The sequence below is a fragment of the Streptosporangium longisporum genome (assembly GCF_039534895.1).
In the GTDB taxonomy this organism is placed as follows: Bacteria; Actinomycetota; Actinomycetes; order Streptosporangiales; family Streptosporangiaceae; genus Streptosporangium; species Streptosporangium longisporum.
Map to the genome: position 1 here is coordinate 17,886 of NZ_BAAAWD010000009.1, position 25,789 is coordinate 43,674.

At 72.9% G+C, this 25,789-nt stretch carries 23 protein-coding genes and 1 riboswitch; of the genes, 16 read left to right on the forward strand and 7 right to left on the reverse strand.

Features of this window, described 5'->3' with window-relative positions; genetic code table 11:
• Nucleotides 1–45: 45 nt before the first annotated feature.
• Entirely contained in the window at nucleotides 46–1,770 is a 1,725-nt protein-coding gene (locus tag ABD832_RS18135; protein ID WP_344896387.1) for a DEDD exonuclease domain-containing protein, read from the reverse strand.
• A 99-nt stretch (nucleotides 1,771–1,869) separates the two neighbouring features.
• Nucleotides 1,870–3,033: a phosphotransferase family protein gene (locus tag ABD832_RS18140; protein ID WP_344896390.1), complete on the reverse strand. Its 1,164-nt coding sequence runs from the start codon at nucleotides 3,031–3,033 to the stop codon at nucleotides 1,870–1,872.
• 173 nt (nucleotides 3,034–3,206) lie between these two features.
• Here ABD832_RS18140 and ABD832_RS18145 point away from each other — a divergent pair, with 173 nt between their 5' ends.
• The 8 genes from ABD832_RS18145 to ABD832_RS18180 all read left to right on the forward strand — a co-directional run bounded on the left by ABD832_RS18145 (nucleotide 3,207) and on the right by ABD832_RS18180 (nucleotide 11,640).
• The gene (locus tag ABD832_RS18145) at nucleotides 3,207–4,529 is read left to right on the forward strand and encodes an NYN domain-containing protein (RefSeq protein ID WP_344896393.1); all 1,323 of its coding nucleotides are present in this window, start codon (nucleotides 3,207–3,209) and stop codon (nucleotides 4,527–4,529) included.
• A gap of 46 nt (nucleotides 4,530–4,575) precedes the next feature.
• Nucleotides 4,576–5,241 (forward strand): hypothetical protein, encoded by a 666-nt coding sequence (locus ABD832_RS18150; RefSeq protein ID WP_344896396.1) that lies wholly within the window; start codon nucleotides 4,576–4,578, stop codon nucleotides 5,239–5,241.
• Nucleotides 5,242–5,396: 155 nt separating this feature from the next.
• Complete coding sequence (locus tag ABD832_RS18155) at nucleotides 5,397–6,374, forward strand: C40 family peptidase (protein ID WP_344896399.1); 978 nt, start codon at nucleotides 5,397–5,399, stop codon at nucleotides 6,372–6,374.
• Nucleotides 6,375–6,717: 343 nt separating this feature from the next.
• Nucleotides 6,718–7,008, forward strand: coding sequence for a DUF1905 domain-containing protein (locus ABD832_RS18160; protein WP_344896401.1), 291 nt, complete (start codon nucleotides 6,718–6,720; stop codon nucleotides 7,006–7,008).
• Between the two features lie 368 nt (nucleotides 7,009–7,376).
• Nucleotides 7,377–7,536: riboswitch (cyclic di-AMP (ydaO/yuaA leader) on the forward strand.
• A 133-nt stretch (nucleotides 7,537–7,669) separates the two neighbouring features.
• Nucleotides 7,670–8,212: a C40 family peptidase gene (locus ABD832_RS18165; protein WP_344896404.1), complete on the forward strand. Its 543-nt coding sequence runs from the start codon at nucleotides 7,670–7,672 to the stop codon at nucleotides 8,210–8,212.
• A 79-nt stretch (nucleotides 8,213–8,291) separates the two neighbouring features.
• Complete coding sequence (locus tag ABD832_RS18170; RefSeq protein ID WP_344896407.1) at nucleotides 8,292–9,245, forward strand: hypothetical protein; 954 nt, start codon at nucleotides 8,292–8,294, stop codon at nucleotides 9,243–9,245.
• Entirely contained in the window at nucleotides 9,242–10,519 is a 1,278-nt protein-coding gene (locus tag ABD832_RS18175) for a M48 family metallopeptidase (RefSeq protein WP_344896410.1), read from the forward strand. Before ABD832_RS18170 ends, ABD832_RS18175 begins: the two co-directional genes overlap by 4 nt.
• Nucleotides 10,516–11,640 carry a glycosyltransferase family 4 protein gene (locus ABD832_RS18180; protein ID WP_344896413.1) on the forward strand — a complete coding sequence of 375 codons (1,125 nt, stop codon included), beginning with the start codon at nucleotides 10,516–10,518 and terminating at the stop codon, nucleotides 11,638–11,640. Before ABD832_RS18175 ends, ABD832_RS18180 begins: the two co-directional genes overlap by 4 nt.
• Here ABD832_RS18180 and ABD832_RS18185 read toward each other — a convergent pair.
• Together ABD832_RS18185 and ABD832_RS18190 are read right to left on the reverse strand one after the other, a co-directional pair.
• Nucleotides 11,637–12,566 carry a helix-turn-helix domain-containing protein gene (locus tag ABD832_RS18185; RefSeq protein WP_344896416.1) on the reverse strand — a complete coding sequence of 310 codons (930 nt, stop codon included), beginning with the start codon at nucleotides 12,564–12,566 and terminating at the stop codon, nucleotides 11,637–11,639. The genes ABD832_RS18180 and ABD832_RS18185 overlap by 4 nt on opposite strands.
• A 200-nt stretch (nucleotides 12,567–12,766) precedes the next feature.
• Nucleotides 12,767–14,560, reverse strand: a complete 1,794-nt coding sequence (locus tag ABD832_RS18190) for an AMP-dependent synthetase/ligase (RefSeq protein ID WP_344896419.1) — start codon at nucleotides 14,558–14,560, stop codon at nucleotides 12,767–12,769.
• A gap of 206 nt (nucleotides 14,561–14,766) precedes the next feature.
• On the opposite strand from ABD832_RS18190, the gene ABD832_RS18195 reads away from it, so the two are divergent.
• The 7 genes from ABD832_RS18195 (at nucleotide 14,767) to ABD832_RS18225 (ending at nucleotide 22,337) form a co-directional block, all read left to right on the forward strand.
• Nucleotides 14,767–15,534 carry a metallophosphoesterase family protein gene (locus ABD832_RS18195; protein ID WP_344896422.1) on the forward strand — a complete coding sequence of 256 codons (768 nt, stop codon included), beginning with the start codon at nucleotides 14,767–14,769 and terminating at the stop codon, nucleotides 15,532–15,534.
• A gap of 57 nt (nucleotides 15,535–15,591) precedes the next feature.
• Complete coding sequence (locus ABD832_RS18200) at nucleotides 15,592–16,029, forward strand: SRPBCC family protein (RefSeq protein ID WP_344896425.1); 438 nt, start codon at nucleotides 15,592–15,594, stop codon at nucleotides 16,027–16,029.
• A gap of 205 nt (nucleotides 16,030–16,234) precedes the next feature.
• Nucleotides 16,235–17,407 (forward strand): ArsA family ATPase, encoded by a 1,173-nt coding sequence (locus tag ABD832_RS18205; RefSeq protein WP_344896428.1) that lies wholly within the window; start codon nucleotides 16,235–16,237, stop codon nucleotides 17,405–17,407.
• Between the two features lie 169 nt (nucleotides 17,408–17,576).
• Complete coding sequence (locus ABD832_RS18210; protein ID WP_344896431.1) at nucleotides 17,577–18,968, forward strand: hypothetical protein; 1,392 nt, start codon at nucleotides 17,577–17,579, stop codon at nucleotides 18,966–18,968.
• Between the two features lie 26 nt (nucleotides 18,969–18,994).
• A complete protein-coding gene (locus ABD832_RS18215; protein ID WP_344896434.1) occupies nucleotides 18,995–19,936 on the forward strand; it encodes an ROK family glucokinase in 942 nt (313 codons plus the stop codon).
• A 163-nt stretch (nucleotides 19,937–20,099) separates the two neighbouring features.
• Nucleotides 20,100–20,894, forward strand: a complete 795-nt coding sequence (locus ABD832_RS18220; RefSeq protein ID WP_344896437.1) for an endonuclease/exonuclease/phosphatase family protein — start codon at nucleotides 20,100–20,102, stop codon at nucleotides 20,892–20,894.
• 315 nt (nucleotides 20,895–21,209) lie between these two features.
• Nucleotides 21,210–22,337, forward strand: coding sequence for a hypothetical protein (locus tag ABD832_RS18225; protein ID WP_344896440.1), 1,128 nt, complete (start codon nucleotides 21,210–21,212; stop codon nucleotides 22,335–22,337).
• 39 nt (nucleotides 22,338–22,376) lie between these two features.
• Here the strand turns inward: ABD832_RS18225 and ABD832_RS18230 are convergent, their stop codons facing one another.
• On the reverse strand, nucleotides 22,377–22,898 hold the full coding sequence (locus tag ABD832_RS18230; RefSeq protein ID WP_344896443.1) for a hypothetical protein: 522 nt from the start codon (nucleotides 22,896–22,898) through the stop codon (nucleotides 22,377–22,379).
• 67 nt (nucleotides 22,899–22,965) lie between these two features.
• Complete coding sequence (locus ABD832_RS18235) at nucleotides 22,966–23,730, reverse strand: alpha/beta hydrolase (RefSeq protein WP_344896446.1); 765 nt, start codon at nucleotides 23,728–23,730, stop codon at nucleotides 22,966–22,968.
• Nucleotides 23,731–23,878: 148 nt separating this feature from the next.
• On the opposite strand from ABD832_RS18235, the gene ABD832_RS18240 reads away from it, so the two are divergent.
• A complete protein-coding gene (locus ABD832_RS18240; RefSeq protein ID WP_344896449.1) occupies nucleotides 23,879–24,655 on the forward strand; it encodes a lysophospholipid acyltransferase family protein in 777 nt (258 codons plus the stop codon).
• A 52-nt stretch (nucleotides 24,656–24,707) separates the two neighbouring features.
• Here the strand turns inward: ABD832_RS18240 and ABD832_RS18245 are convergent, their stop codons facing one another.
• Nucleotides 24,708–25,715: a LacI family DNA-binding transcriptional regulator gene (locus tag ABD832_RS18245; protein WP_344896453.1), complete on the reverse strand. Its 1,008-nt coding sequence runs from the start codon at nucleotides 25,713–25,715 to the stop codon at nucleotides 24,708–24,710.
• Nucleotides 25,716–25,789: the final 74 nt, after the last annotated feature.

Here is a 25,789-nt window from a genome sequence, read left to right on the forward strand (position 1 = left end):
GCTGCCTGCCGTCTCAGAAGCTACCAGTGCCGTCCCGCGCGGCGCTCAGCGCAGCGGGCGGCCCTCGCGCGCCCGGCGCGGCTCGCCCCCCTGGTAGGCGCGGTCGATGCGCGCCTTGAGCCTCCCGGCTCCCGAGACGGGCAGGCTCCAGGTGCCCTCCACCTGCACCAGCCGCACCCCGGGCGACTCCAGCCAGCGCAGCACGCACTCGGTCTCCTCGGCGCTGGCCGCGTGCACCGGCCCGGCCCCGGGGGACACGGTCTCCGCGGTGGCCGTCAGCGCGTCGACGAACGGGGTGGGATGCGCTCCGGAGGGCATCACCCCGGCCGAGGCGAGACGGCCGTAGCGCACCACGTGGATCTCCCACCGGCCGCCGGGGAGCGGGGCGGCGGCGACCAGCTGGGGGATCGCGGTCAGCGACCGCAGCCGCTGCATCCGGGCCGAGGTGCGCACGTAGGCGGCCAGCCGGTCACGGTCGGCCGCGGCCTCCTCGTAGCGCTGGTCGAGCGCCAGGCGCTCCATCCGGGCCTCGATGGCCGAGAAGACCGGGGCCGCGTCCAGCTCCAGCGCCCGGCGGGCCGCGACCACGTGCACGGCGTACTCCTCAGGGCTCTCGCGGCCCTCGCACGGTGCCCCGCACCGGCCGATCTCGGCGAGCGCGCAGGCCGACCGCCGTGAGCGCAGGGTGATCCGCTCGGTGCACTGGCGCAGCGGGATCGTCTCGTGCAGCGCCGCGCGGGCGTCCTCGGCGGCGCGGGTGCTGGAGAACGGGCCCAGGTAGGAGGCGTCGTCGTCCTTGATCTCGCGGACCACCGACAGGCGGGGGAACGGCTCGTCGGTCAGCTTGAGCCAGAACATCTTCTCCGGAAAACGCGACCTGCGGTTGTAGCGGGGCTTGGCCGAGCCGATCAGCCGCAGCTCCCTGACCTCCGCCTCCAGCGCGGTAGCGCAGGAGATGGACCTGACCCGCGCGGCGATGCCGACCATCTCGCGGATACGGGGCCGGGTCTCGCCCGCGGTGAAGTAGCTGCGCACGCGGTTGCGCAGATCGACGCTCTTGCCGACGTAGAGCGGGTCGCCGCCCTCGTCCTCGAACACGTACACGCCCGGGCCGGAGGGCACGGAGTCGGCCAGGTGGCGCTTGCGGCGCTGCTCGGGCGTGGGCGCGCGGACGAAGCCCTTGAGCTCCTCCAGCGTGTGCACCCCGAACGAGCCGGCCCGCTCCAGCAGCGCGTGCAGCACGTCGGCGGTGGCCCGCGCGTCGGCGAGGGCCCGGTGGCAGGGCTCGGTGCGGCTGAACATCTTCGCCAGGGTGGCGAGCTTGGCGTTGGGCGCCTCGTCGCGGGTCAGCAGCCGCCTCGCCAGGTCCACGGTGTCGACCACCGGATGGCCGGGCGGGGGGTAGTCGTGGGCGGCGCAGGCCGCCTTGAGGAAGCCCATGTCGAACCCGGCGTTGTGCGCGACCAGGGTGGAGCCCGCGGCGAACTCCAGGAACGACGGGAGCACCGCCCCGATCCTGGGCGCGGCCACCACCATGCCGTCGGTGATGCCGGTCAGCACCGAGATGAACGGCGGGATCGGCGAGCCGGGGTCGACGAGGGTGCCGAACTCGCCGAGCACCTCGCCGCCCCTGACCTTGACCGCCCCGATCTCGGTGATGGCGTGCTCGGCCGCCGAGACGCCGGTGGTCTCCAGGTCGAAAACGACGAAGGTGACCTCGCTGAGCGGCGTGCCCAGCTCGTCGAGCGTTCCCTGTACGGCGTAGTCCACGATTCCCGACCCTAGAAGCCCCGACCGACATTTAGCGCGCCGCCTCCCCCTCCGGGGCCCCCGCGGGACGACCCCGGGAGCCCCGCGGGCGGGCGCCGCTCAGCTGCGGCGATCTCCCGCGATCATCCGCTCCAGCCGGTGCCGGTGCAGCACCAGGTCGTCGGGGTCGGCGGGCATGGGCAGCTCGCCGAAGTGGACGCGGCGCTGCCAGACGCGGGCCATGATGACCCCGTGCCGCAGCGCGGCGTAGGTCTCGTAGAACTCCATGTCCCGGGGGGCGTACCCGGTCAGCTCCCGGTACGTGCGGCACACGTCCTCGGAGCGCATGAAGTCCGGCAGGCCCGGCAGGCCCATGGACTCGGCGACGTCCTGGAAGAACCGGTGCAGGAAGATCATCCATGCGAGGTCCAGCTCCCGGGGGGCGATCGTGGCCATCTCCCAGTCCAGCACCCCCACCGGGGTGAAGTCCCGGTACATCACGTTCCCGATGCGGGCGTCCCCCCAGCTCAGCACGTCGGGGCCGGGATCGTCCGGCCAGTGCTCCTCCAGCCAGCAAAACGCCCGCTCCAGCAGCGGGATCGGCATCGCGCCGTGCGCCCACGCGTAGTAGGCGCGCTGCTCGTCGACGTGCCTGCGCAGCGCCGTCCCGCCCGTCCCCGCGGGCTCCAGTGCCGCCGTCTCCCCGGCGGTGAGCGCGGTGCCGTGCAACCTGGCCAGGATCTCCACGCTGTGCCGCTGCAGCCGTTCGCGGTCGGCCGGGGAGGCCTCCAGCAACCGGCCCTCGAAGGTGTACGGCGGCAGGTCCGGCGGCACGTCCCCCTCCAGGCGCTCCATCACGAAGAACGGGGTGCCCAGCGGGCCGGGGTCGGGCTCGTACCACAGGGTCGCCGGGGCGGGCACGCCCGCGCGTTCCCTGGCCAGCCGCATGACCTCGCACTGCCTGCCCAGGTCGTAGTCGGGGAAGACCGGCACCGCCTCGCTCGCCGGCGCCATCCGGGCCACGCACCGCGCCTCATGGGTCTCGCGAATCTCGCGGCCCTCGCGGCCCTCGTGGACTTCGCGGCCCTCGCCGCCGGAGGTCCATCGCGCGTCGAAGATCAGGGTCTCGCTGGACAGCCCGTTCCCCGACGGATGGGCGATCCTGGAGATCGTGACGGGTGCCCCGACCCTGCCGGTGAGCCAGGTGCGCAGCCGCTCGCGTACCTCGGCAAGGTCACGGGTGGAGGTCCGCATCCCCTCGACCCGTTCGTGCCGCTCGTCCATCGCTCTCCCGTGGCGTAGGTCACAAAGTGATCCGCACAGTCGTAACCTATGAGCAATCGCTTGTCCATAAAGGGTTCACCGGCGGGCCGGGCGCCGGTCGTCTTCGGTCAGGTCGGGGTCAGGGTGCGCTAGCCGTACCCTTGACGTGAATGCCGATCCGAGTAGGGGCCGTGATGAGTTCAGCCGGAGAGGGCCTGTCTCGTCCGTTACCCGAGCAGGTCCGTTCACACGTCGTGGAGCTGGCCTCCCAGATCCTCGGGTCGATGCCCGCCGCCTCGGTCCCCGCGCCCCTGAAGGGGATCGCCAGGTTCGACCCGCGCAAGCGCGCCAAGCTCGGCGGCACGCCCATCGCGGCGCAGCTGGAGACCGACAAGAAGTTCCGCGAGCTGGTCGCCGAGACCCTGACCGCCGGCTGGCCCGAGCTGGTCGCCAGCCTGGCCGAGGGCACCGTCCCGCCGGCCGCCGAGCCGGTGATGGTGGCCGCCGCCGCCTATCTGACCCGGCCGCCGGGCTGGGCGGAGATGGTGGAGACGGCCCGGGAGGACCTGGAGCGGTCGGCCGTGGCCGCCGAGGGGTCGGCGCAGGAGCAGACGGTCACCCGGCTGCGCGAGCAGCTCGCCGCGCAGAAGGCCGCGGCCAAGGACGAGGCCGAGCGGCTGCGCGAGCAGCTGCGGTCCTCCCGCTCGGAGGTGTCCGACCTGCGTCACCGGCTGCACGACGCCCGGGAGCGGGCCAGGGCCGCCGAGGCGCGCGCCGTCGCGGCCGAGGAGGCCGCGGCCGAGGTCAAGGCGACCGCGGTCTCGGCCGGAAGCGCGACCGAGAGCGAGCTGCGCCGCCTGCGTGAGCGCCTGGCCGACGCCGAGCGCCAGCTGGAGGCCACCCGCAGGGCCGCCCGCGAGGGCCGCAGCGTGGAGGACACCAAGGTGCGCATGCTGCTGGACGCCCTCCAGGACGCCGCGGCCGGGCTGCGCAGGGAGCTGGCGCTGCCGTCGGGCATCCACCGTCCCGCCGACTCGGTGGCCGCGGTGGCCCCGGGAAGCCAGGGCGTCCAGGCGGTCCCGGCGCGGGCGCTGGCCGACGACGACCCCGCCCTGCTCGACCAGCTGCTCGCGCTGCCGCAGATCCACCTCATCGTGGACGGCTACAACGTGACCAAGTCCGGTTACGGCACCTTCACCCTCGCCGACCAGCGCAGCCGCCTGCTCACCGGTCTGGGAGCGCTCTATGCGCAGACCCGTACCGAGCTGACCTGCGTCTTCGACGGCGCGGAGCTGAACGGGCCGGTCCCGGTGTCGGCGCCGCGCGGGGTGCGCGTGATGTTCAGCGCCCCCGGGCAGATCGCCGACGACCTGATCCGCCAGCTGGTCCGCGCCGAGCCCACGGGACGGGCCGTCGCGGTGGTCTCCTCCGACCGGGAGGTGGCCGACTCGGTCCGCAGGATGGGGGCCCGGCCGGTGCCCGCGGTCCTCCTGCTGCGTCGCCTGGGTCGTGCGTGAACCTTTCGGGTGGTTCGCGCATCGAATGATCCAGGAGGATTACCCGATGAAGAAGATCATAGCCCTCGCCCTCACCGTCCTGACCGCCGCGGCCACCGCCGCACCCGCCACCGCCGCTGCGGCCGCCCCCGTCGGCGGCACCGCGTCCACCGGGACGGCCGCGATCCCCAAGGGCTTCCTGCTGTACGAGAAGGACGCCGCGAAGAAGGACGACGACCCCGAGACGACCTGGAAGGTCAGCGGCTCGGTGAGGACCCGGCTGGCGGTGAACCCCTGCGACCGGAGCACGCTGGCCAGGACCGGCCGCCTGGCCGCGCGGACGGTGACCTACACCGCGGTGCCGGACTTCATGAAGGTCGAGCAGGTCGTGCTGTACCGCTCACCGGCCGACGCGGCCAGGGCGGTCTCCCAGGTCCGCGCGGCCCTGGTCGCGTGCCGGTCCGACACCCAGTCCGGCTCCACCTACCGCTACGCCCACGCGCGGCAGGCCGGGCTCGGCGATGAGGCGCTGAGGGTCTCCGGCCAGGTCTACTACCGCGGCAAGGCCGGGGTGGGCGGTGACCGGAGCGTGCTGGTCAGGAAGGGCAGCGCGGTCCTGATCTACCAGTGGGCCGGGGAGTACTCCAAGCCCGCCGCGGGCGACTGGACCGTCCAGCTGCGCGACGCCAGGAGGATGACCGCCAAGGTCTGCGCCGTCGCCGTCTGCCGGTAGCGGGGGGCCGCTGCCCGGCGGACATGACCTGCGGCGGAAGGAACGGCTACCCGTTTGGGGCAAACCCGGCGAAAAGGTGAGCCAATCATTACTTCTTCTGTACTATTCGCCGCAGGTCTGTGTATCTGGGAGGCGTTGACGTGGCCGTGGCGGGCATGCCGGTTGGACTGAGTCGGATACCGGTGGCGGCCGGTCTCGCCCTCGCGCTGCTGATGGTGCCGGTGAGCGGAGCGGTCGCGGAGCCCAAGCCCACCCTCGCCCAGGCCAGGAAGAAGCTGGCCAAGCTCAACGAGCAGGCCGACCAGGTCGTGGAGAAGTACAACCAGGCCGCGGAGAAGTGGAAGCGGGCCAGGAAGAAGTACCGGACGCTCAACGGCGACCTGGCCCGCCAGAGCGAGCGGGTCGCCGGGTTGCGCGAGGAACTCGTCTCGATGGCCGTCAGCAGCTACCAGTCCGGCGCGCTCACCGGCTGGGAGAGCATGGTCGTCCAGCCCGACCCCGCGGCGCTGCTCAGCGGCTTGGCCGCCGCCGACCAGATGGCCGCCTCCCGGGCCCGCTCCCTCACCGCCTTCGGCCAGGCCACCAAGGAGCTGCGGACCAACCGGGACAAGGCCAAGGAGGTGCTGGCCGAGGCCGACGAGACCCGCGACGAGCTCGCCGAGGAGAAGGCCAAGGCCGACAGGATGGTCAAGGTCCAGACCAAGCTCCTGCGCGAGCTCGGCGCCTTCCGCCAGGGCGACCCCGACAGCGCCGGGATCCAGTACAACGGCGCCGCCTCGGGCAACGCCCGCGCCGCCCTGCAGTTCGCCTTCGCCCAGGTGGGCAAGCCCTACCAGTACGGCGGCACCGGCCCCGGCGGCTGGGACTGCTCGGGCCTGGTGCAGGCCTCCTGGCGGACCGGCGGGGTCAGCATCCCCCGGACGACCTGGCAGCAGTGGAGCTGGGGCGCGAGCCGCAAGGTCTCGCTGAACGACCTGCAGCCGGGGGACCTCATCTTCAGCGAGGGCCTGGGGCACGTCAGCATGTACGCGGGTGACGGCAAGATCGTGCACGCCCCACAGACCGGCGACGTGGTCAAGGTCGTCCCGCTGTCGGCCTACGGCCGCCGTCTCGTCGGGGCCGTCCGCCCCTGAGGGGCCGGGTGCTCCTGAGGGCCCGGGTACTCCGGTCCGTGTGCTCCCGAGGGGCCGGGTCTCCTGAGGGCGGATCGTGTGCCCCTGAGGGGCCGTGCGCCTCTGAGGGCCCGTTCGCCTCGGAGGCGGCCCGTGTGGCCGGAGCCGCCTCTCCGGAGGGTCCCGGTCCGCAAGGACGGCTCGGCCCCCGGAGGACCCGTCCACCGGCGCCCGTGGGGTCCGTGAAAACGTCTCGCGGGCGGGCGACGATTCCGCGCGCTCGCGGGAGTCGTCTCTCCGGACGGACCATCGGCCTCCTCCGGCCCCCGGAGGCGTGCCGCGACACAGGATCAGGGAGACGACGATGCCCACCCCCGCGACCCCGCAGCCGCTCGACCACACCTTCACCGCCCCCATCGAGAAGGACGGCGCCTTCGCCACCTTCGTGACCGTGCCGGGCTCGGCCGAGCTCCTCGGCACGAGGCGGGCCGTGAAGGTCACCGGGACGGTCGACGGTCACCCGTTCGCCGCCACGCTCATGCCCTCGGGCACCGGCCCGCACTGGCTGCCGCTGCGGGCGGAGCTGTGCAGGCTCATCGGCAAGCACGAGGCCGGGGCCGAGGTGACGTTCCACCTCGAGCGGCGGCTGAGCTGAACCGTCCCCCCGCGGGCCCGGGACGCCGCTCACGGCGACCCGGGCCCGCGCCGTCCCCCGTGCTCACCGCGAGGGCCGGGACAATGTGACGAAGATAACAAAAGCCGTGATTTCCCGGGCTTACAGGGCGGTGTGACGAGAGTCATATCTCGATCGCATAAATAGGCATCACGCAGCGGTAACGGGAGGATCAAGAAGCCCTCTCGATCCTCCGTTTCTGGGAACCCTTTGCCGAAACGTGGCGATCGGAGTAACTTCTGGCTGCGCGACGTGCAAGCCATGCCGCCGCGGTGAACGACGGTCTCCGGGCCGTCTTCGTCCATAGAAATCCAGCCGGCCGCCGCGCCCCCGCAAGGGGCGGACGTCACCGTGGCGGCCCGCCGAATCCGTGCAGCCAGGAGGCATGGAACCGGGGACCCAAAAGGCCCGACACACCGTGGCCAGGGGTGAATCGGCACATTTGTGCCGTAGGGCATCTTCCAAGCCCGAATCCGTCAGCTAACCCGGTAGGCATCAGTGGAAGCACCAAGGAGAAATCCTGTCTACCACCCCGTATAACCCCCGTTTGTCACGCTTTTTCCGCCTTTCTCTAGGCGGCGTCGCCCTCACGTTGACCGCCTCAGCCGGAGCGGTCACCCTGGGACCCACGGCGGCGCAGGCGATGACGGACAATCCCCCTGAGATCCTGGTCAGCAGCGCGACCGGCGTCTCCGAGCAGAGCGAGAGCACGGAGACCGGGCGGGCCACGACGAAGGGCACGGTCAAGGCCAGGACCAAGGGCAAGACCGCCACGAAGTCCAAGGCCAAGGCCAAGACCACGATGAGCAGGGCGGCACTGCAGAAGGTCCGGGCCGTCAAGGCCGTCGCGGCGGCCAAGAAGCAGATCGGCGATCCGTACCGGTGGGGAGCCTCCGGTCCCGGAGCCTTCGACTGCTCGGGGCTCGTCCGCTACGCCTGGCGCACGGCCGGTGTGTCCCTTCCCAGGATCACGCACAGCCAGTACAGGTCGCTCAAGAAGAAGGTCCCGTGGAGCAAGCTGCTCCCCGGTGACCTGCTGTTCTTCAGCGGAAAGGGCCACGTCGGCATGTACGTCGGCAAGGGCAGGATGGTCCACTCGCCGAGCAGCGGCAAGTCCGTCCGGATCGTGAAGCTGAAGGGGCACTACCGGTCCTCCTTCGCGGGAGCGGCCCGGCCCGGGGTCTGAACCCGAACAGTGACAGCGGTCCCGTCCCCGCACCGCGGCGACGGGACCGCTGCTGTCCGGTCGGCTACCATCGGCTCACATGTCCGTCCCGAACGGGTCCCACCCGGGCGGATCCGTCCCGCGAGACCGCCGCGCGGTGCTCGCCGGGATGCTGGCGCTGCTGAGCGCCGGCCCGCTCACCGGGGCCGGACCCCTCCCGGCCGGCCGGTACGGCCCTTTCGGCGCCCCGGAACCCCTCGGCACCCTCGCCGGCCGCCGCGCTCCCGCCGTCCCCGCCGTCCCCGGTGATTCCCGCGCTCCCGGTGTCTCTGACATCCCCGGTGTCCCCGATGCCCCTGACGTCCCCGTCGGCCTCTGGCCCGACGGTGCGACCGTCGTGCGGGGCCGGCACTCCGTGGTGGTCGGTCACCGCGTGCCGCACGCCGCCCTGCGGGACCTGGCCGCCACGGCCGACCGGGCCCGGCGCACCGTCGCGGAGATCTGGGGACCGGTCCGCGCGCTGGTCCTCCACCCCGCCACCGACGCCGAGGCCGCCGCCCTCGCCGGGGCGGGAAGCACCCACGGTCTGGCCGCGCTGGCCACCGCGGACCGGGTGATCGTCCTGCCGTCCGGCTACGCCCGGCTCACCGCGACCGGCAGGGACGTGGTGATCACGCACGAGCTCACCCACGTGGCCACCGGCGCCACCCGCGGCGGCCGGGTGCCGATGTGGCTCTCGGAGGGCTTCGCGGACTACGCCGGGTACCGCGACGCCGGGATCGCCGTGCGGACGGTCGCCGCCGAGCTGGCCGCGGAGGTGCGCGCCGGGACCCTGCCCGCCCGCCTTCCCGTACCGGCCGATTTCGCCCCGGGCGCCCCGAGGCTCGCGCAGGCCTACGAGGAGGCGTGGCTCGCCTGCCGCCTCGTCGCGGAGCGCTTCGGGGAGAAGGCGTTGGTGAGGCTCTACGGTAGCGATGTCGGGAGCACGCTCGGCCTGTCGGCGGCCGAGTTCACCCGGGCCTGGCGCGAGTACCTCCGGAGGGAACTGCGATGACGCTGAGCACGACGGACGCGCCCTCGGGCACGCGGTCGGCGGGGTGGGCGCTGGCCGTCCTGGGCGCGATCACCCTGGCGGTCGTGGCGTTCACCACGCCCTGGCGGGCCCTGCCCGCAGCGGCGCCCGAGATCGCCCCCTCCCCGGAGCGGGACTTCACCGCCGAGCAGATCGCCCGCTCCCAGGCGTTCGACGCGCTGGTCAGCGTTCCGGCGTACCTGTCGCTGGGCCTGACGCTGGTGGTGGCCGGGGTGCTGGTGGCCACGCCGCTGGGCGCCCGGCTGGCCGACCGGCTGCGGGGCCCCTGGTGGCTGCGCGTGCTGCTCGGCGTGCTGCTGATCTCGGCCGCGGTGGCGGCCCTGCGCTGGCCGCTGGGGATGTGGTCGGAGACCTACCTGCGCGAGTACGGGCTGTCCACCCAGCAGTGGCCAGCGTGGTCGGCCGACCGGGTCAAGAGCGCGGGCGTCGGCACGGCACTGACCGCGATCATGGTCCTGGCGGTGGTCGCGCTGGCGCGGCGCTACCGGCGCTGGTGGATCCCGGCCTCGGCCGGGGTGTTCGCGCTGACGCTGGGCGCGTCCTTCGCCTACCCGGTGCTCATCGAGCCGATCTTCAACGACTTCAGGCCGATGGAGGCCGGGACGCTGCGCGACGACCTGCTCGCCATGGCCGCCAGGGACGGCGTGCCCGTGGAGGACGTGCTCGTCGCCGACGCCTCCCGGCGGACCACCGCGCTCAACGCCTACGTCTCCGGCTTCGGCGCCACCCGCAGGATCGTCGTCTACGACACGCTGCTGCGGGCCCCCGCCGACGAGGTCGAGCTGGTGGTCGCGCACGAGCTGGGCCACGCCGACGCGGGCGACGTGCTCTGGGGAACGCTCGTCGGCGGCCTGGGCGCGGCCTGCGGGGCGTGCCTGCTGTACGCGGTGGCCTCGGCGCCGGGCCTGCGGCGGCGGGCCGGGGTGCCCGCCCTCGGCGACCCGCGGGCCACGGGCCTGATCATGGGGCTGGTCAGCCTGGCCACGGTCCTGTCGGGACCGGCCCAGAACGTGGTGAGCAGGCACGTCGAGGCCCGCGCCGACGTGCACGCGCTGGACCTGACCCGCGACCCGGCGACGTTCGTCGCCATGCAGCGGCGCCTGGCCGCCACCAACGTCTCGGACCTGTCGCCCGACCCCCTCGAGCACCTGCTCTACGCCTCGCACCCCGCGGCGCCGCAGCGCATCGCCGCGGCCCGCTCCTGGGCCCGGCTGAACGGTCTGCCCGAGCCGTGAGCCGGACCCTGGTCGTCACCAACGACTTCCCGCCCCGCGCGGGAGGGATCCAGTCCTTCGTGCACGGCCTCGTGGCCCGCCGCCCGCCCGGCTCGGTCGTCGTGTACGCCCCGGCCTGGCCCGGCGGTGACGCCTTCGACCGGCGCCGGCCGTACCCGGTGGTGCGGCACCCGGGGTCGCTGATGCTGCCCTCGCCCGCGGTGGCCCGCCGGGCCGCAGCCCTGGTCGCCCGGTTCGGCTGCGACACCGTGGTCTTCGGGGCCGCGGCGCCGCTGGGCCTGCTCGCGCCGAGGATGCGCGAGGCCGGGGCCCGCCGCGTGGTCATGCTCACCCACGGCCACGAGGCGGGATGGGCCGGGGTCCCGCTGGCCCGCGGTCTCCTCGCCAGGATCGGCGCGGAGGCCGACGCGGTCACCTACCTGGGGGAGTACACCCGGCGCAGGCTGGCCGGGCTGGTCCCCGAGGGCAGGCTGGTGCGGCTGGCGCCCGGGGTCGACACCGGGACGTTCCACCCCGGCGCCGGGGGAGAGCGGATCCGCGCCGAGCTGGGCCTGGGGGACCGGCCGACGGTGGTCTGCCTGTCCAGGCTGGTGCCGCGCAAGGGTCAGGACACGCTCCTGCGGGCCTGGCCCACGGTGCTGCGGGACGTCCCCGACGCGGTGCTCCTGATCATCGGTGGCGGCCCGTACCGCAGGACGCTGGAACGGCTCGCCCGGCCGCTGGGCGGCGCGGTCCGGATCGTCGGCCCGGTGCCGGAGTCCGCGCTGCCCGGCCACCTCGCCGCGGGCGACGTGTTCGCCATGCCGTGCCGCACCCGCCTGGGCGGCGTGGACGTCGAGGGGCTCGGCATCGTCTACCTGGAGGCGTCCGCCACCGGGCTGCCGGTGGTGGCGGGCTCCTCGGGCGGCGCCCCCGACGCCGTGCTGAACGGGGAGACCGGGCTGGTGGTCGACGGGACCCGCCCGGACGAGGTCGCCGCGGCCCTGACCGGACTGCTCAAGGACCCGGCCGGCGCGCGGACCATGGGAGAGCGGGGACGCGAGTGGGTCGCGCGCGAGTGGAGCTGGGAGCGTGCCGCGGCCCGCTTCGCCCGCCTGCTGGAGCCTGCACAGACCCCCTAACCCCACTCCGCGCTCTCCGGGAGACCGGCGGGGCGACCGGCGCGGGACGCGGCCGGGCCGCCGGGACGCGCGTCGCCGGGGTCACCGATGGGGTCGCCGGTGGGGTGGCCGGTGAGACGGTCGAGCGCCGCGGAGGTGGCGTCGTCGGCGGGCAGGTGCACGATCAGCCGCTGGTCGTCGTCGGCGGGCAGCTCCAGGGTCTCGTACGCCAGGCGCAGCTCGCCCGCCCCGGGGTGGAACATCCGCAGCACGCCGCTCGCCCGGGGCAGGCCGGGCAGGGTCTCCACGCGCCCGGTGAAGGCGGTCCCCGCGGTGACGGCCAGCTCGTCGGCGAGCAGCACCAGGTGCGGGTCCGTCCGGAACGCCCCCTGCTTGAGGGCGGCGACCTGCTCGTCGGCCACCTCGTCCCAGTCGGGGTAGACGGCCCGCGCCCGCTCGTCGGTGAACACGAAGCGGGCGAGGTTCGGCGGATCGCCGTCCAGCAGCCCGGTCGGCTCCGCCAGCCGCCGGTACCCCGCCGTGCAGGCCAGGACCTCGCTCAGCCGGTTGAGCAGCACCGCGGGGGCCGGCTCCAGGCGGTCGAGCAGCGCCCGCACGGCGGGGCGCGTCACGCGGGGCGGCACCGGCGCGTCCACGCAGTCGAAGCCGCCCTCGGCCGCCTTGCCGAGACGGTGCAGGTGGACGCGTTCGAGCGTGGTCAGCCGCAGCGCGCCGGCGAGGGCGGAGAGCACCTGCACGGACGGCCGCTGGTCGCGTCCCTGCTCCAGGCGGGTCAGGTACTCGACGCTGACCCCGGACAGCGTGGCCAGCTCGGCCCGGCGCAGACCCGGCGTGCGGCGCCGGGGACCGGCCGGCAGCCCGATCTCGGCGGGTGACACCGCTTCGCGGCGGACGCGCAGGAACAGCCCCAGTTCGTTGTCGCTCACGGTGCGAACGTAACAGCGGTGGCCGCGGGGAGCGTGCCCGCGAGCCACCGCCCCCCGGCCGTCCGGTCGTCGTTCCAGGCCGTTCCCCGCGTCCTGCCCCGGCGTTCCCGCGCTCTGCTCCGACGTTCCCCGCGTCCTGCCCCCGCGTTCCCCGCGCTCTGCCCTGGCGTTCCCCGCCCCGGACGGGCGGACGGCGCGTGCTAGCGGTAGAGGGAGTTCACCCGCTCGGCGAAGTCGCGCATGACCACGCCGCGCTTGACCTTCAGGGTCGGGGTGAGGTGCCCGCTCTCCTCGCTGATGTCGACGTCGAGCACGGTGAACTTCTTGATCTGCTCGGCCCTGGAGACCGTCCTGTTGGCGTCGTCCACGGCCTTCTGCACCTCGGCGACGATCTCCGGGTCGGAGCTGAGGGCGGCGAGGTCCGCGCCGGTCCTGCCGTGGGCGGTCTTCCACTGCTCCAGGGCCTCGACGTCGAGCGTGACGAGCGCCGCGACGAACGGCCGGTCGTCGCCCACCACCATCGCCTGGCTGACCAGCGGGTGGGCGCGGATGCGGTCCTCCAGCGGGGCCGGGGCCACGTTCTTGCCCGCGGCGGTGACGATGAGCTCCTTCTTGCGGCCGGTGATGCTGAGGTAGCCGTCCGGGTCGAGCTCGCCGATGTCACCGGTGTGGAACCAGCCGGCCTCGTCGATCACCTCGGCGGTGGCCTCGTCGTTGTTCCAGTAGCCGTCGAAGATGTGCCGGCCCTTGACCAGCACCTCGCCGTCCTCGCCGATGCCGATGGTGACCCCGGGGAAGGGCTTGCCGACCGTACCGATCTTGTTGGCCCCCGGGATGTTGACCGAGGACGGCGCGGAGGTCTCGGTCAGGCCCCAGCCCTCCAGGACCTCGATGCCCACACCGCGGAAGAAGTGGCCCAGCCGCTCTCCCAGGGCCGAGCCGCCGGACACCGCGGCCCACAGGCTGCCCCCGGTGGCGGCGCGGAGCTTGCGGTAGACGAGCCTGTCGAACACCCGGTGCCTCAGCCGCAGGGCCAGCCCCGCGCCACCGGTGGACTCCGCCCTGCTCCAGGCGACGGCCGTGTCGGCCGCGACGCGGAAGATCTTCGTCTTGCCCTCGGCGGCGGCCTTCTGCTCGGCCGTGTTGTAGACCTTCTCGAACACGCGGGGCACGCCCAGCAGGAAGGTGGGCCGGAAGCCCTGCAGGTCGGGGCCGACGTTCTTCATCGTGGGGGTGTGCGCCAGCAGCGTGCCCGTCTCGACCAGCACGACCTCGATGATGCGGGCGAAGACGTGCGCCAGGGGCAGGAAGAGCAGCGCCGACCTGCCGTCCACGGTGAAGAGCCGTTCCAGCGGACCGCCTGCGACGTTCCTGGCGGTGAACAGCAGGTTGTCGTGGGTCAGCCGGCAGCCCTTGGGCCTGCCGGTGGTGCCCGAGGTGTAGACGACGGTGGCCAGGTCGGCGCCCTGGCGGCTCGCCCTGCGGTCGGCGAGCGTGTCGTCGGAGACCTCGGCGCCGCGCGCGGTGAGCTCCTCCAGCGCGCCGCCCTCGATGAGCCAGACGTCCTTGAGGCCGGGCAGCTCGGACGCGCCCTCGCGGACGGTCGCCTCGTGCGCGTCCAGCTCCACGAAGACGGCCTTCGCGCCGCTGTCGGAGATGATCCAGGAGACCTGGCCGGCCGAGGAGGACTCGTAGATCGGCACGCTGACCGCGCCCGCGGACCAGATCGCGTAGTCGACGACGGTCCACTCGTAGCGGGTGCGCGACATCAGGGCGACGCGGTCGCCGGGCTCGACACCGGCCGCGACCAGGCCCTTGGCCACCCCGGCGACCTGGTCGCGGAACTCTCCGGCGGTGACGGCGGACCAGTCGTCACCGAGCTTGCGGCGCATCACGACGGCGCCCGGCTCCTGTTCGGCGCGACGGAACACCGTGTCGGTCAGGTTGGCGGAGGAGGGGACATCCACCAGCACGGGGACGCTGTACTCGCGCACGGATCACTCCCGGGGACGCACGGATCGATGGGCTGCCTGGAAGTTATCGCGATAAGTTACGCACCGGTAAATTCGTCATCCAGGCGTTATCACAGGAATTTCACCGTACCAAGTCCCCGAACTCACGGACGTGGGCCGCACCGTGGCCACGGAGCGGTGGTGTTCGCCAGGCGTATCGGTATTTGGCGGTAGTTAGGATGACGGGCATGCGGGTTCATGTCGTCAGCGACGTGCACGGAAGAGCCGACGCGCTGGCCCGCGCCGGGGACGGCGCCGACGCGCTGATCTGCCTGGGCGACCTGATCCTGTTCGTCGACTACCAGGACCACTCCAAGGGCATCTTCGCCGAGCTGTTCGGGGCAGAGCGGGCCGCGGAGTTCATCGGGCTGCGGACGGCCAAGCGGTTCGACGAAGCGCGGGCGATGTCCTCGGAGCTGTGGGCGTCGCTGGAGGGCGACCCGCGTGAGCACATCGAGCGCTCCGTCCGGCGCCAGTACGACGAGATCTTCGCCGCGATGCCGACCCCCGCCTACATGACCTACGGCAACGTGGACCTGCCGCTGCTGTGGCCCGAGTACGTCCGCGAGGGCCACCGGGTGCTCGACGGCGAGACCGTGGAGATCGGCGGCCTGCGCTTCGGCTTCGTCGGCGGCGGCCTGCGCACGCGGTACCGCACCCCGTACGAGATCGACGACGAGGAGTACGCGCGCAAGGTCGAGGCCGTCGGCGAGGTGGACGTGCTCTGCTGCCACATCCCGCCGGCCGTTCCCCAGCTGCTCTACGACGTGGTGGCGCGGCGCTTCGAGCGGGGCAGCGAGGCCACCCTGGAGGCGATCAGGCGGACCCAGCCGCGCTACGCCCTCTTCGGCCACGTGCACCAGCCGCTCGCCTCCCGCGTCCGCGTCGGCAGGACCGAGTGTCTCAACGTCGGGCACTTCCGCGGCCGCGGGACGCCGTTCGTCCTGGAATGGTAGGCGCGCCCGGCGTCGCGGGGACGTACGCGGACGATCGTGAGGCAGTACGGTTGGCCCATGGCTGATCGCACCACCTCCAGCATCACGATCGGCGCGGACCGGTCGACCGTCATGGCGGTCATCGCCGACTTCCCCTCCTACCCCGGATGGGCGGGTCAGGTGAAGGCCGCCAGGGTCCTGTCCGAGGGGGAGGACGGGCGGCCGGCCACGGTCCGCTTCGTCCTCGACGCGGGCGTGATAAACGACGAGTACACCCTCCGCTACACCTGGCACGGGGACGAGTCCGTCGACTGGACCATCGCTGAGGCGGGGAAGATGGTCTCCGGCCTCACCGGGAGCTACCGCCTCGCCGAGGTGGGCGGCGGCACCGAGGTGACCTACGAGCTCGCCGTCGACCTCAAGGTCCCGATGATCGGCATGATCAAGCGGAAGGCCGAGAAGGTCATCATCGACACCGCCCTGAAGGGGCTGAAGAAGCGCGTCGAGACCCCATGACCGGGCCAGGCGCGGCACCGGTGACGGGCTCCTGGACGGGCATGGCCCCGCCGGTCACGGGTACGGTCCTGCCGGTCACGGGCCAGGTCCTGCCGGTCACGGGCCCGGGACGGTCCGGCGCGCCGGTCACGGGTCCGGGCCGGGTTCCCGTGTCGCCGCTGACGGGCACCGGGGTTCCTCCGGTGCCGTGGGTGCGGGAGGCGCCGTGAGCCGGATCCTGCTCTTCACCGGCAAGGGCGGGGTCGGCAAGACGACCGCCGCCGCGGCCACGGCCACCCTCGCGGCCCGGTCCGGCCTCAAGACGCTGGTGGTCTCCACCGACACCGCCCACTCGCTGGCCGACGCTCTCGGCGTGCGGGTCGGCGGGGAGCCCACCGAGATCGCGCCCGGCCTCTCCCTGCACCAGGTCGACACCCAGCGGGCGCTGGAGCGTCAGTGGGGCGAGCTGCGCGACTACGCCAGGGGCCTGTTCGCCGAGCTCGGCCTCGACGAGGTGACCGCCGAGGAGATCACGGTGCTGCCCGGCGCCGAGGAGGTCATCGCGCTGCTGGAGCTGCGCGAGCAGGCGCGGACCGGGCTGTGGGACGTCATCGTCATCGACTGCGCGCCGACCGCGGAGACGCTGCGGCTGCTCGCCCTGCCCGAGGCCCTCGACTGGCACGTGAACCGGCTGCTGCCCGTCGGCAGGCGGCTGCTGCGCACCCTGTCCCCGCTGGTGCGCCGCCTGGCGCAGGTCAGCGTGCCCGAGGACCACGTGATCGGGGCCGGGGAACGGCTTCACCGGGGCCTGATGGAGGTGCGCGAGCTGCTCACCGGGCCCGGCGCGAGCGTCCGGCTGGTGCTGACCCCCGAGGCCGTCGTACTGGCCGAGGCCCGCCGTACCCTCACCTCCCTCAGCCTGTACGGCTACCGGGTGGACGCGGTGATCGCCAACCGGGTCTTCCCCTCCGAGGGCGCCGACCCGTGGCGGCGGCGATGGGTGGACGCCCAGGCCCGCCACCTGACCGAGGTCGAGGAGTCCTTCGCGCCGCTGCCCGTGCGGATCGTCCCGTACCTGGAGGCCGAGCCGGTGGGCCTCGACGCGCTCGCGCGCGTGGCCGAGGCCATGTACGGCGAGAGCGACCCCTTCGCCCCGCCCACCGTCGACCCGCCGCTGCGGATCACCGACGAGGGCGAGCTGATCCTGGCCCTGCCGCTGGCGGACAAGGACGACGTCGACCTGTCGCGCAAGGGCGACGAGCTGATCGTCAACGCCGGTTCCTACCGTCGCGTCCTGGCCCTTCCCGCCGCACTGGCCCGCAGGCCGGTACGGGAGGCCGCGCTCCGTGATGGCTTTCTCCGGGTACGGTTCGAATCGGGAGGGCCTGATGACCGATAACACGAATGACGAAGAGAAGACCCCTACGTCGCCTACACCTGGTAAGCCCGCCAAGCCGCGTGCGCCGAGGAAGCGGGGCACGACCGCCGCCCCCGCGACTCCGGACGCCCGGGAGGCCGGGACGCCCGGAGCCGAGACTCCAGGAGCCGAGACGCCGGTCGAGGCGCCGGTGAAGGCGGCGGAGACGCCGGAACCCGTCGTCCGGGCCGGCAAGGCCACCGGGACGAAGGGCTCCGGGAAGACCCCGCGCGCCAAGCGGGGCGAGCGTGCCGAACCGGCCGGGAAGACCACGGACGCCGGTTCCGAGGGGACCGAGGGCCCCGGCGAGGAGGCCGCGCAGTCCAAGAGCACCTCGCGGCCCAAGAGCACCGGGCAGTCCAAGAGCACCGCGGAGTCCAAGAGCACCGGCCGGGGCAAGGGCTCCGGAACGGCCAAGAGCGGCGGGCGGGCGAAGGCCGCCACCTCGGCCGAGAGCGCCGGGAAGGCCGAGAGCACCGAGAGCACCGAGAGCGCAGAGAAGGCCGTAAGCGCCGGGAAGGACGCGCGGGCCGAGAAGGACGCGGGGCGGGCCGACGGCACCGAGCAGGCGAAGAAGAGCACCGCGCGGGGCAAGGCTTCCGGAACCAAGGGGTCCGGAACGGCCAGGAGCACGGGCCGGACCAAGGCCACCGGACCGGACACGAGCACCGAGACCGCCGGGAGCACCGAGACCGCCGAGGCCGCCGGGACCGCCGAGGGCACCGGGCAGTCCGTACGGGCCGTGAAGGACGCCGGAGGGCAGGCCGGGAGCGCCGTCCGGCCCGAGGAGGCCCCACAGGACGCGCAGACCGGGGAAGCCGCTCAGGCCGAGGAAGCCCCGCAGACCGGGCGTGACGCGCGTGCCGAGTGGTTCGAGCGCGCCGAGCGGGCCCGCCGGGAGGAGCAGCGTGCCGCGCAGATCCCGTGGAGCTGGCCCGGACGGCGCTCCGACCGTCCGGAGCCGGACGAGCCTGCCGGACGCGACGAGCCGGCCCCTGCCGAGCCGGCGCGGACCGGCCGGAACGAGGACGAGCGCGTGCGCGCCGACCGTGCCGATCGTGCCGACCGCGTCCATGCCCGGGGGACCGGGGAGCAGGCCGGGAACGAACGTGCCACCGGGGAGCGCTCCGGGGACGGCGGCAAGGACCCGCTGGGCGCCGCGGCCGAGGAGGCGTTCAAGCTCTTCGAGACCCTGCAGCAGAAGGCGGCCAGGGAGCTGCGCAAGAACCTGATCAAGGGCACGATGACCGGCATCGGCGGCGCCATCTCCGGGGGCGGCCGGGGCAGGGAGCGGGACGTGTGGGAGGAGGCGGTCTCCGATCACGAGGAGTACATCTGCCGCGCCTGCCCGGTCTGCCGTGCGATGGCGGCGCAGCGTGACTCCGGCGGGGCGGTCACCGACCACCTCCTGCAGGCCGGGACCGAGCTGTTCGCGGCCTTCAAGTCGGCCGTCGACGGGATCGGCAGCAAGCCCGCGTCCGGAGATCGGGCACGGGAGCGCGAACGCGAGGAAACCCCCGTGGAGCACATCGACCTGGGGTGAGCCCAGGGGGAGAGGATGAACGGACAATGGCGCTGACCATCGGCGTGGACATCGGCGGTACGAAGATCGCGGCGGGAGTCGTCGACGAGGACGGCCAGATCGTCGCGCATCTGCTGCGGCCCACCCCGGCAGAGAACCCGGACCAGGTCGCTCACACGATCGGTGAGGCGGTCCTGGAGCTCGCCAAGGACCGGGAGATCGAGGCCGTCGGCCTCGGTGCCGCCGGCTTCGTCGACGAGACCCGGTCCATCGTCCGGTTCGCCCCCAACCTCGCCTGGCGCGAGGAGCCCCTGCAGAAGAAGGTCTCCGACCTGGTCGGCCTGCCGGTGGTCGTGGAGAACGACGCCAATGCCATGGCGTGGGGGGAGGCCAGGTTCGGTGCCGGCCGCGGTGAGACCCACCTGGTGTGCGTGACCGTCGGTACCGGCATCGGCGGCGGCCTGGTGTTCGAGGGCTCGCTCTACCGGGGCCGCTGGGGCATGGGCGCCGAGCTCGGTCACATGCAGGTGGTCCCCGAGGGGCGTCCGTGCGGCTGCGGCAACCTCGGCTGCTGGGAGCAGTACGCCAGCGGCAGCGCCCTGGTCAACGAGGCCAGGATCATCGCCGAGGCCGATCCCGGCCGGGCCGCCACGCTCCTGAAGATCGCCGGGACCCCCGACCAGATCGAGGGCCAGGAGATCACCGACGCGGCCAGGCAGGGGGATTCGGCCGCGCTGGCCGCGTTCGCCTCGATCGGCCGGTGGATCGGACAGGGCCTGGCCGACCTCGCGGCCGTCCTGGACCCGGGGTGCTTCATCCTCGGCGGCGGTGTCTCGCGCGCCTCGGACCTGTGGATCGACGAGGCCCGGGACTCCTTCGCCACCCAGCTGAGCGGCCGGGGGCACCGGCCGCTGGCCGACATCCGCCCCGCCGAGCTCGGCGCCTCGGCCGGCCTGGTGGGCGCCGCGGACCTGGCCCGCCGACGCTGACGTCACCTCCGCCGGGCATGCCCGCCGACGCGCGGGCATGTCCGGCGGAGACGCGCGGGCATGTCCGGCGGAATCGCGAGGTTCGTGTCGTACGCGGGTATAGGGGCGCCTTGTCGGGGTACCCGTCGTGAGGCCGTGGGGTCGCGGCGGGTCCTGAGGTGAGGTGACCGTGGTGCTGAGGATCGCCAGCTACAACGTGCGTTCCATGAAGGACGATCTGGCGGCGCTGGAGCGCGTGGTCTCCGCGCTCGACGCCGACGTGCTCTGCGTGCAGGAGGCTCCCCGGTTCCTGCTGTGGCGCCGCAAGCGCAGGCGGCTGGCGGCCTTCGGCGGGCTGACCGTGGCCTGCGGGCGCCGCCGCGGCGGGGTCGCCGTGCTGACCGGCCCGCGGGTACGCCTGCTGCACGGGGAGGGGCGCCTGCTGGAGTCCTTCTTCCCGCTGGAGCGGCGCGCCGTCGCCGTCGCCGTGGTCGAGGCGGAGGGACGGCGGCTCGCGGTCGGTTCCATCCACCTGGATCTGGACGAGAAGGCCCGCCGCCGGCACGCGGCCGAGGCGTTCGCCGTCGTTCAGGAGGTGGCCGACCGGTTCGACGCGCTCCCGGTGCTGGCCGGGGACATCAACGAGCAGTCCGGCCAGCCCAGCTGGAACCACCTGGCCGAGCGGCTGACCGACTGCTATCCGGTCTCGCCCCGCGGGAACGGCTTCACGTTCCCCGCCAAGGGCCCGCACAAGCGGATCGACGCGATCTTCGCGATGGAGGGCCTGTCCGTGCTCTCCTGCGGCGTGGTGGACGCCGCCCCGGCCGACCTGGCCGCCGCCACCGACCACCTGCCGGTGATCGCCGAGCTGGACCCGCTGCGACCCGGGGCCGGTGAGGCTACGCCGTCCGGGCCGGGGGAGAAGGGCGGGGTGGACACCGTGGCGGGCGAGGGAGGCCCGGCGGACCGGACTCCCTGAGGAGGTCCCGGCCGCGTCCGGAAAGCTCCGGACAGGAACTCCCGGTCGCGTCCGGAAAGTCCTGGAGAGAGGGTCCCGGCCACGCTCGGAGAGCCCCGGACAGGAACTCCCGGCCACGCCCGGAAAGCCCGGGGAAAGCATCCGGGAAAGCCCCGAGGAGTTCCGGAGAGGCGCCGGAGCAGGGCGTTTCCGCCGGGGCGCGGGGGTGCGCGAGCGGGACCTTCCCGGCAGGCGGCGGGACGTGCCCGCGGATCGGGGTCCGTCAACTGCCGAGACCGGCACACGGAAGGGGACGGGCGCCGTACCATTTGGAACATGACCCGTCGCCTTCCGCGGCGTGCGCTGGTTCTCGGCGCGGGAGGCCTGCTCCTGCTGTTCTCGCACACGTTCCCGGTACACGCCGATCCCGTCAGCCCGCCCGAGGCCGAAGCCTGGCAGGCTCCGGTCAGTGCGGGCCTGAGCAGTGACGGCTCCCTCTCGGACGTGGCGGGCGTCTCGTCCACCAGCGTGTGGGCCGTCGGCCAGCAGAGCGTCTGGGACATCTGGCAGAGCCGCGGGGCGATCACCCACTGGGACGGCTCGTCCTGGAACGAGGTGGGCATCCGCAACGACCCGACCGGCGCCGGGCTGCTCCGTTCCGTCGCCGCGGCCTCGGCGACCGAGCTGTGGGCCGTCGGCGAGGGGCACGACGGCCAGCCGTACGTGGCGAAGGGCGACGGGGGGACCTTCGACAGGGTCACCCTCGACAGGCTGCACGCGGGCGACTGGCTGGGCGGGGTGGCGGCCGTCCCCGGGAGGGTGGTGGCCGTGGGCCGGCGCGACGGGACGCCGTTGATCGTGACCGGCACCACCTCGAAGTGGAGGCTCAACCGGCTCACCGACCGGGGGACGCTCTACGGGGTGGCGCTGTCGGGCAAGGGCGACGGATGGGCGGTGGGCGACGCCGAGGGCGAGCCGCTCGTCATGAGGCAGTCCGGCGGACGCTGGAAGCCGTCCAAGATCCCCGACATCCCCGGCGGCTACCTGAGGGACGTCCACCTCGACGGGCCGAAGCGGGCCCTGGCGGTCGGCGGCGTCTCCCGGGAGACGGGCGGGACCGCGCCGCTGGCCCTGTCGTGGAACGGCAAGAAGTGGTCGCGGGTGCCCCTTCCCGAGGGGGACGTCCGGCTGTACGGGGTGACGGGCGACCGCAAGGGGCACTTCTGGATGTCCGGGGTCGACCTGGAGCGTCCGCGGGAGCCGTTCCTGCTCCGCTACGACGGGCACCGGGTCAAGGCGCTGCGCGGTCCCGAGAGCACCGCTCCCCGGACGGTCAGGCTCCAGTCCGTGGCCTACCTGCCGGGCACCCGCACCGTGTGGACCGTCGGCCACGTGGTCGACGGCTCCGGAACGTACACCGACGTGATCGAACGGTTCGGCGACCCGGAGCGCACCAAGTCGTGACCCGCGGGCCCGCGCCCGGACGGCCGTGCCAGCCCGGTCTCAGATGACCGCGCCGTCGTCCCAGCCCGAGTCGTTGGGCGGCCCGTCACCCATGCGGACCACCAGCGCCACGAACCCGCCGACGAACGCGGCGACCGCGGTGAAGAGCATCCAGCCCCTGAGGTTCCAGTTGAGGGCGGCGCTGAGCAGCAGGTAGGCGGGACCGCCGAACAGGGCCAGCCAAGCGATCTTGGTGGTGGCGTCGGTCTTGGGCAGCGGGGGAGGGGGCGGGGGCACGTAGTGGCCCTCCTCGTCCTCACCGGCGGAATCGTCGGCACCGGGGTCGTCGTCCGGCCCGTCCGATCCGGCCGGCACGGTCGCCCTGCCCGGGGAGCCGTCGGCCGGGTCGTCCTCGCGCAGGAGGTCTTCCTCGTCCGACTGTTTGATCACCCGTCGCTGAGGCTCGGCCGGCAGGTTCTCGCTGTCCGGCCACGGCTGATGTGCCGAGTCGTGCTCGGCGGTGTCGTTGAAGGACGCGACGATCTGACGCCAGACCTCGTCCTCATCGCTTTGAGGTGTCACTTAGCTGGGCCCGTTGTTCATCGGCCGATCACTTTCTCCCGGAGACCGCGCCATCCCCCGCTCACGATCAGTCTCTCTGCAAGGGTACAGACGCGTTCGTCGTGATGAACTCCAGGCTCCCTGCAAAGATCCGATCCGCATCGTTGTCGAGGGTCGCGACGTGATAGCTGTCGGGGAGCTCCACCACATTCAGGTTCCCTCCGGTCAGCCTCTCCCGCAGAATACGCACACTTGCCGGTTTCACAACATGGTCCTGCGGACTATGAAAAATCAGGACCGGTTGCGTGATCTTGCCGAGTTCCGAACGGGTCAGCTTCCAGAGCCGGAGCAGACCGGCGGCGGCCTTGACGGGGGTGCGCGCGTACCCGAGCTCGGTCGCCCCCTCCTTCTTGATGTCCCCGGCGACGCCCGGTACCGAGTTGACGACGAACTTGAGCACGGGAGAGAGCCACAGCAGCGGCACGTCGTTGACCACCGAGGGGTTGACGACCACCACCCCCTTGATCCCGTCCCCGTGCACCTCGGCCAGGCGCAGCGCCATGCACCCTCCCAGGGACAGCCCCATGACGAAGACCTCGTCGCAGCGTCCGCGCAGGTCCGCCAGGGACTTGTCCAGCTCGGCGTACCAGTCCTCCCAGCGGGTGCGGTTCATCTCCTGCCAGGTCGTACCGTGTCCGGGCAGCCGCGGCAGGGCCACCGTCATGCCCGCCGCCGCGAGGTACTCGCCCCAGGGTCGCAGCGACTGCGGGGAACCGGTGAATCCGTGGCAGAGCAGGACGCCGATCCGTCCTCCCGCATGGTGGTACGCCTCCGCACCGGGCATGACTGGCATCGTGGCTCCTTGTGAGGTTCGCCCGATCGTCGCACGAGCGGGACGTGTTTTGCGAGAGGCCGTTTCGGGCGGTTCGTCGGGGTAGGTGGCTGCGATCGGAAGTGGGAGGATAACTCCAGGTCCCCGCCTGCAACCGAAGGAGTGTCGAGTGTTGTACTGGGTGGTGAAGGCCGTCGTCGGGCCCCTGCTCCATCTCATCTTCCGCCCGTGGGCGGAGGGCGTGGACCACGTGCCGAGGGAGGGTCCCGTGATCCTCGCCGGGAACCACCTCTCGTTCGCCGACCACTTCTTCGGCGCGCTCTTCCTCAAGCGCAAGGTGATCTCCCTCGGTAAGTCCGACTACTTCACCGGCTCCGGCGTCAAGGGACTGATGAGCAGGGCCTTCTTCAGCGGTGTCGGTACCGTCCCGATCGACCGTTCCGGCGGGAAGGCCAGCGAGGCGGCGCTGCGCACGGGCAAGCGCATCCTTGCCGAGGGCCAGGTGCTCGGTATCTACCCCGAGGGGACCCGCTCTCACGACGGCCGTCTCTATAAGGGCAAGACCGGGGTGGCCAGGATGGCCCTGGAGTCGCGGGTGCCGGTCATCCCGTGGGCGATGGTCAACACCTTCGAGATGATGCCCCCCGGCAGCGTCCTGCCCAAGCTGGGCCACCGCCCCGGGGTGAAGTTCGGCAAGCCGCTCGACTTCTCCCGCTACTACGGGATGGAGGAGGACCGCCTCGTCCTGCGCGCCGTCACCGACGAGATCATGTACGCGCTGATGGAGCTCTCCGGCCAGGAGTACGTCGACCAGTACGCCGCCGACGCCAAGGCCGAGGCCGCCCGCGCGGCCAAGGAGGCCAGGGAGACCGCGAGGCGCGAGGTCAGGGAGGCCGCCAAGGAGGCGGCCAGGGAGGCCGTCAGGAAGGCCCGCAAGCGCGGCTGAGACCGTTCCGCCCGGCCTTCGTGGCATCCCGTACGGCGCAGGACCCGCGAGGTCAGCGGGTGGACTCGCGGACGATCAGCTCGGGCTGGAACATGATCTGCTGGTGGGCATGGGAGGCGGGGTTGTCGCACTCGTCCAGCAGCAGTTCGGTGGCGACCCGGCCGAGCCGGTGGGTCGGCTGCCGGATCGAGCTGAGCGACACCGCCGACGCCGAGGCGAAGTCGATGTCGTCGTAGCCGATGAGGGAGACGTCCTCGGGGACCCGCACGCCCGCCTGGAGCAGGCCGCGCAGCATGCCGAGGGCCAGCAGGTCGTTGGCGCAGAACACGGCGTCGGGCAGCCGTCCCTCGGCGATCAGCTTCTCCGCCGCCTGCTGGCCCGAGCGGGCGTTCATCGCGCTCATCTCGATCTCCTCCAGCGCCCGCGCGGGGTCGCGGCCCGCGGCGGCCAGCGCCTGCCCGGCGCCGATCAGGCGGTCGGCGCACTGGCGGACGGCGAGGGGGCCGGTGACGTAGGCGATCCGGCCGGGGTCCGCCTCCAGCAGGTGGGCGACCGCGGTCGAGCCGCCGACGACGTCGTCGACCGCCACCGAGCACTGGTCGGACCGTTCGGCCGGGTGGTCCACCAGGACCACGTTGATCCCGCGCTCCTTGAGCTGCCCGAGCCTGGTGAGGTCCGGCCCGGAGGGGGTGATGAGCACCCCGCGGACCCGCTGCTCGGCGAAGACCAGCAGGTTGCGCTCCTCCTTGAGGCGGTCGCCCGAGGAGTTGCCCAGGATCACCGCGTACCCGCGCTCGCTGGCGACCTCCTCGACGCCCGCGGCCACGTCGGTGAAGAACGGGTTGCCGATGTCGATGACCGACAGGCCGACGGTGCGGCTGTGCCCGGCGCGCAGGCTGGAGGCCGAGCCGTGCCGGACGAAGCCGAGGTCGCGGATGGCCTGCTCGACCCGTTCCCGGGTGGCGGCGGCCACCTTCTCCGGACGGTTGAGCACGTTGGAGACGGTCCCGGGGGACACTCCGGCCCGCGCCGCGACTTCCTTGATGCTCACCGAACTCATGAGCAATCATTAAAACGTAACAACGTGGTCGACGCCAGTAAAGACGGTATTCCAGGCCCCTCCGCCTCTTTTCT

Bases quoted from the DNA above. Each gene is read 5' to 3' on its own strand.
- ABD832_RS18140 (WP_344896390.1), bottom strand. From the start codon at position 3,033: ATGGACGAGCGGCACGAACGGGTCGAGGGGATGCGGACCTCCACCCGT.
- ABD832_RS18145 (WP_344896393.1), top strand. From the start codon at position 3,207: ATGAGTTCAGCCGGAGAGGGCCTGTCTCGTCCGTTACCCGAGCAGGTC.
- ABD832_RS18150 (WP_344896396.1), top strand. From the start codon at position 4,576: ATGAAGAAGATCATAGCCCTCGCCCTCACCGTCCTGACCGCCGCGGCC.
- ABD832_RS18155 (WP_344896399.1), top strand. From the start codon at position 5,397: ATGCCGGTTGGACTGAGTCGGATACCGGTGGCGGCCGGTCTCGCCCTC.
- ABD832_RS18160 (WP_344896401.1), top strand. From the start codon at position 6,718: ATGCCCACCCCCGCGACCCCGCAGCCGCTCGACCACACCTTCACCGCC.
- ABD832_RS18165 (WP_344896404.1), top strand. From the start codon at position 7,670: ATGACGGACAATCCCCCTGAGATCCTGGTCAGCAGCGCGACCGGCGTC.
- ABD832_RS18170 (WP_344896407.1), top strand. From the start codon at position 8,292: ATGTCCGTCCCGAACGGGTCCCACCCGGGCGGATCCGTCCCGCGAGAC.
- ABD832_RS18175 (WP_344896410.1), top strand. From the start codon at position 9,242: ATGACGCTGAGCACGACGGACGCGCCCTCGGGCACGCGGTCGGCGGGG.
- ABD832_RS18195 (WP_344896422.1), top strand. From the start codon at position 14,767: ATGCGGGTTCATGTCGTCAGCGACGTGCACGGAAGAGCCGACGCGCTG.
- ABD832_RS18200 (WP_344896425.1), top strand. From the start codon at position 15,592: ATGGCTGATCGCACCACCTCCAGCATCACGATCGGCGCGGACCGGTCG.
- ABD832_RS18215 (WP_344896434.1), top strand. From the start codon at position 18,995: ATGGCGCTGACCATCGGCGTGGACATCGGCGGTACGAAGATCGCGGCG.
- ABD832_RS18225 (WP_344896440.1), top strand. From the start codon at position 21,210: ATGACCCGTCGCCTTCCGCGGCGTGCGCTGGTTCTCGGCGCGGGAGGC.
- ABD832_RS18235 (WP_344896446.1), bottom strand. From the start codon at position 23,730: ATGCCAGTCATGCCCGGTGCGGAGGCGTACCACCATGCGGGAGGACGG.
- ABD832_RS18245 (WP_344896453.1), bottom strand. From the start codon at position 25,715: ATGAGTTCGGTGAGCATCAAGGAAGTCGCGGCGCGGGCCGGAGTGTCC.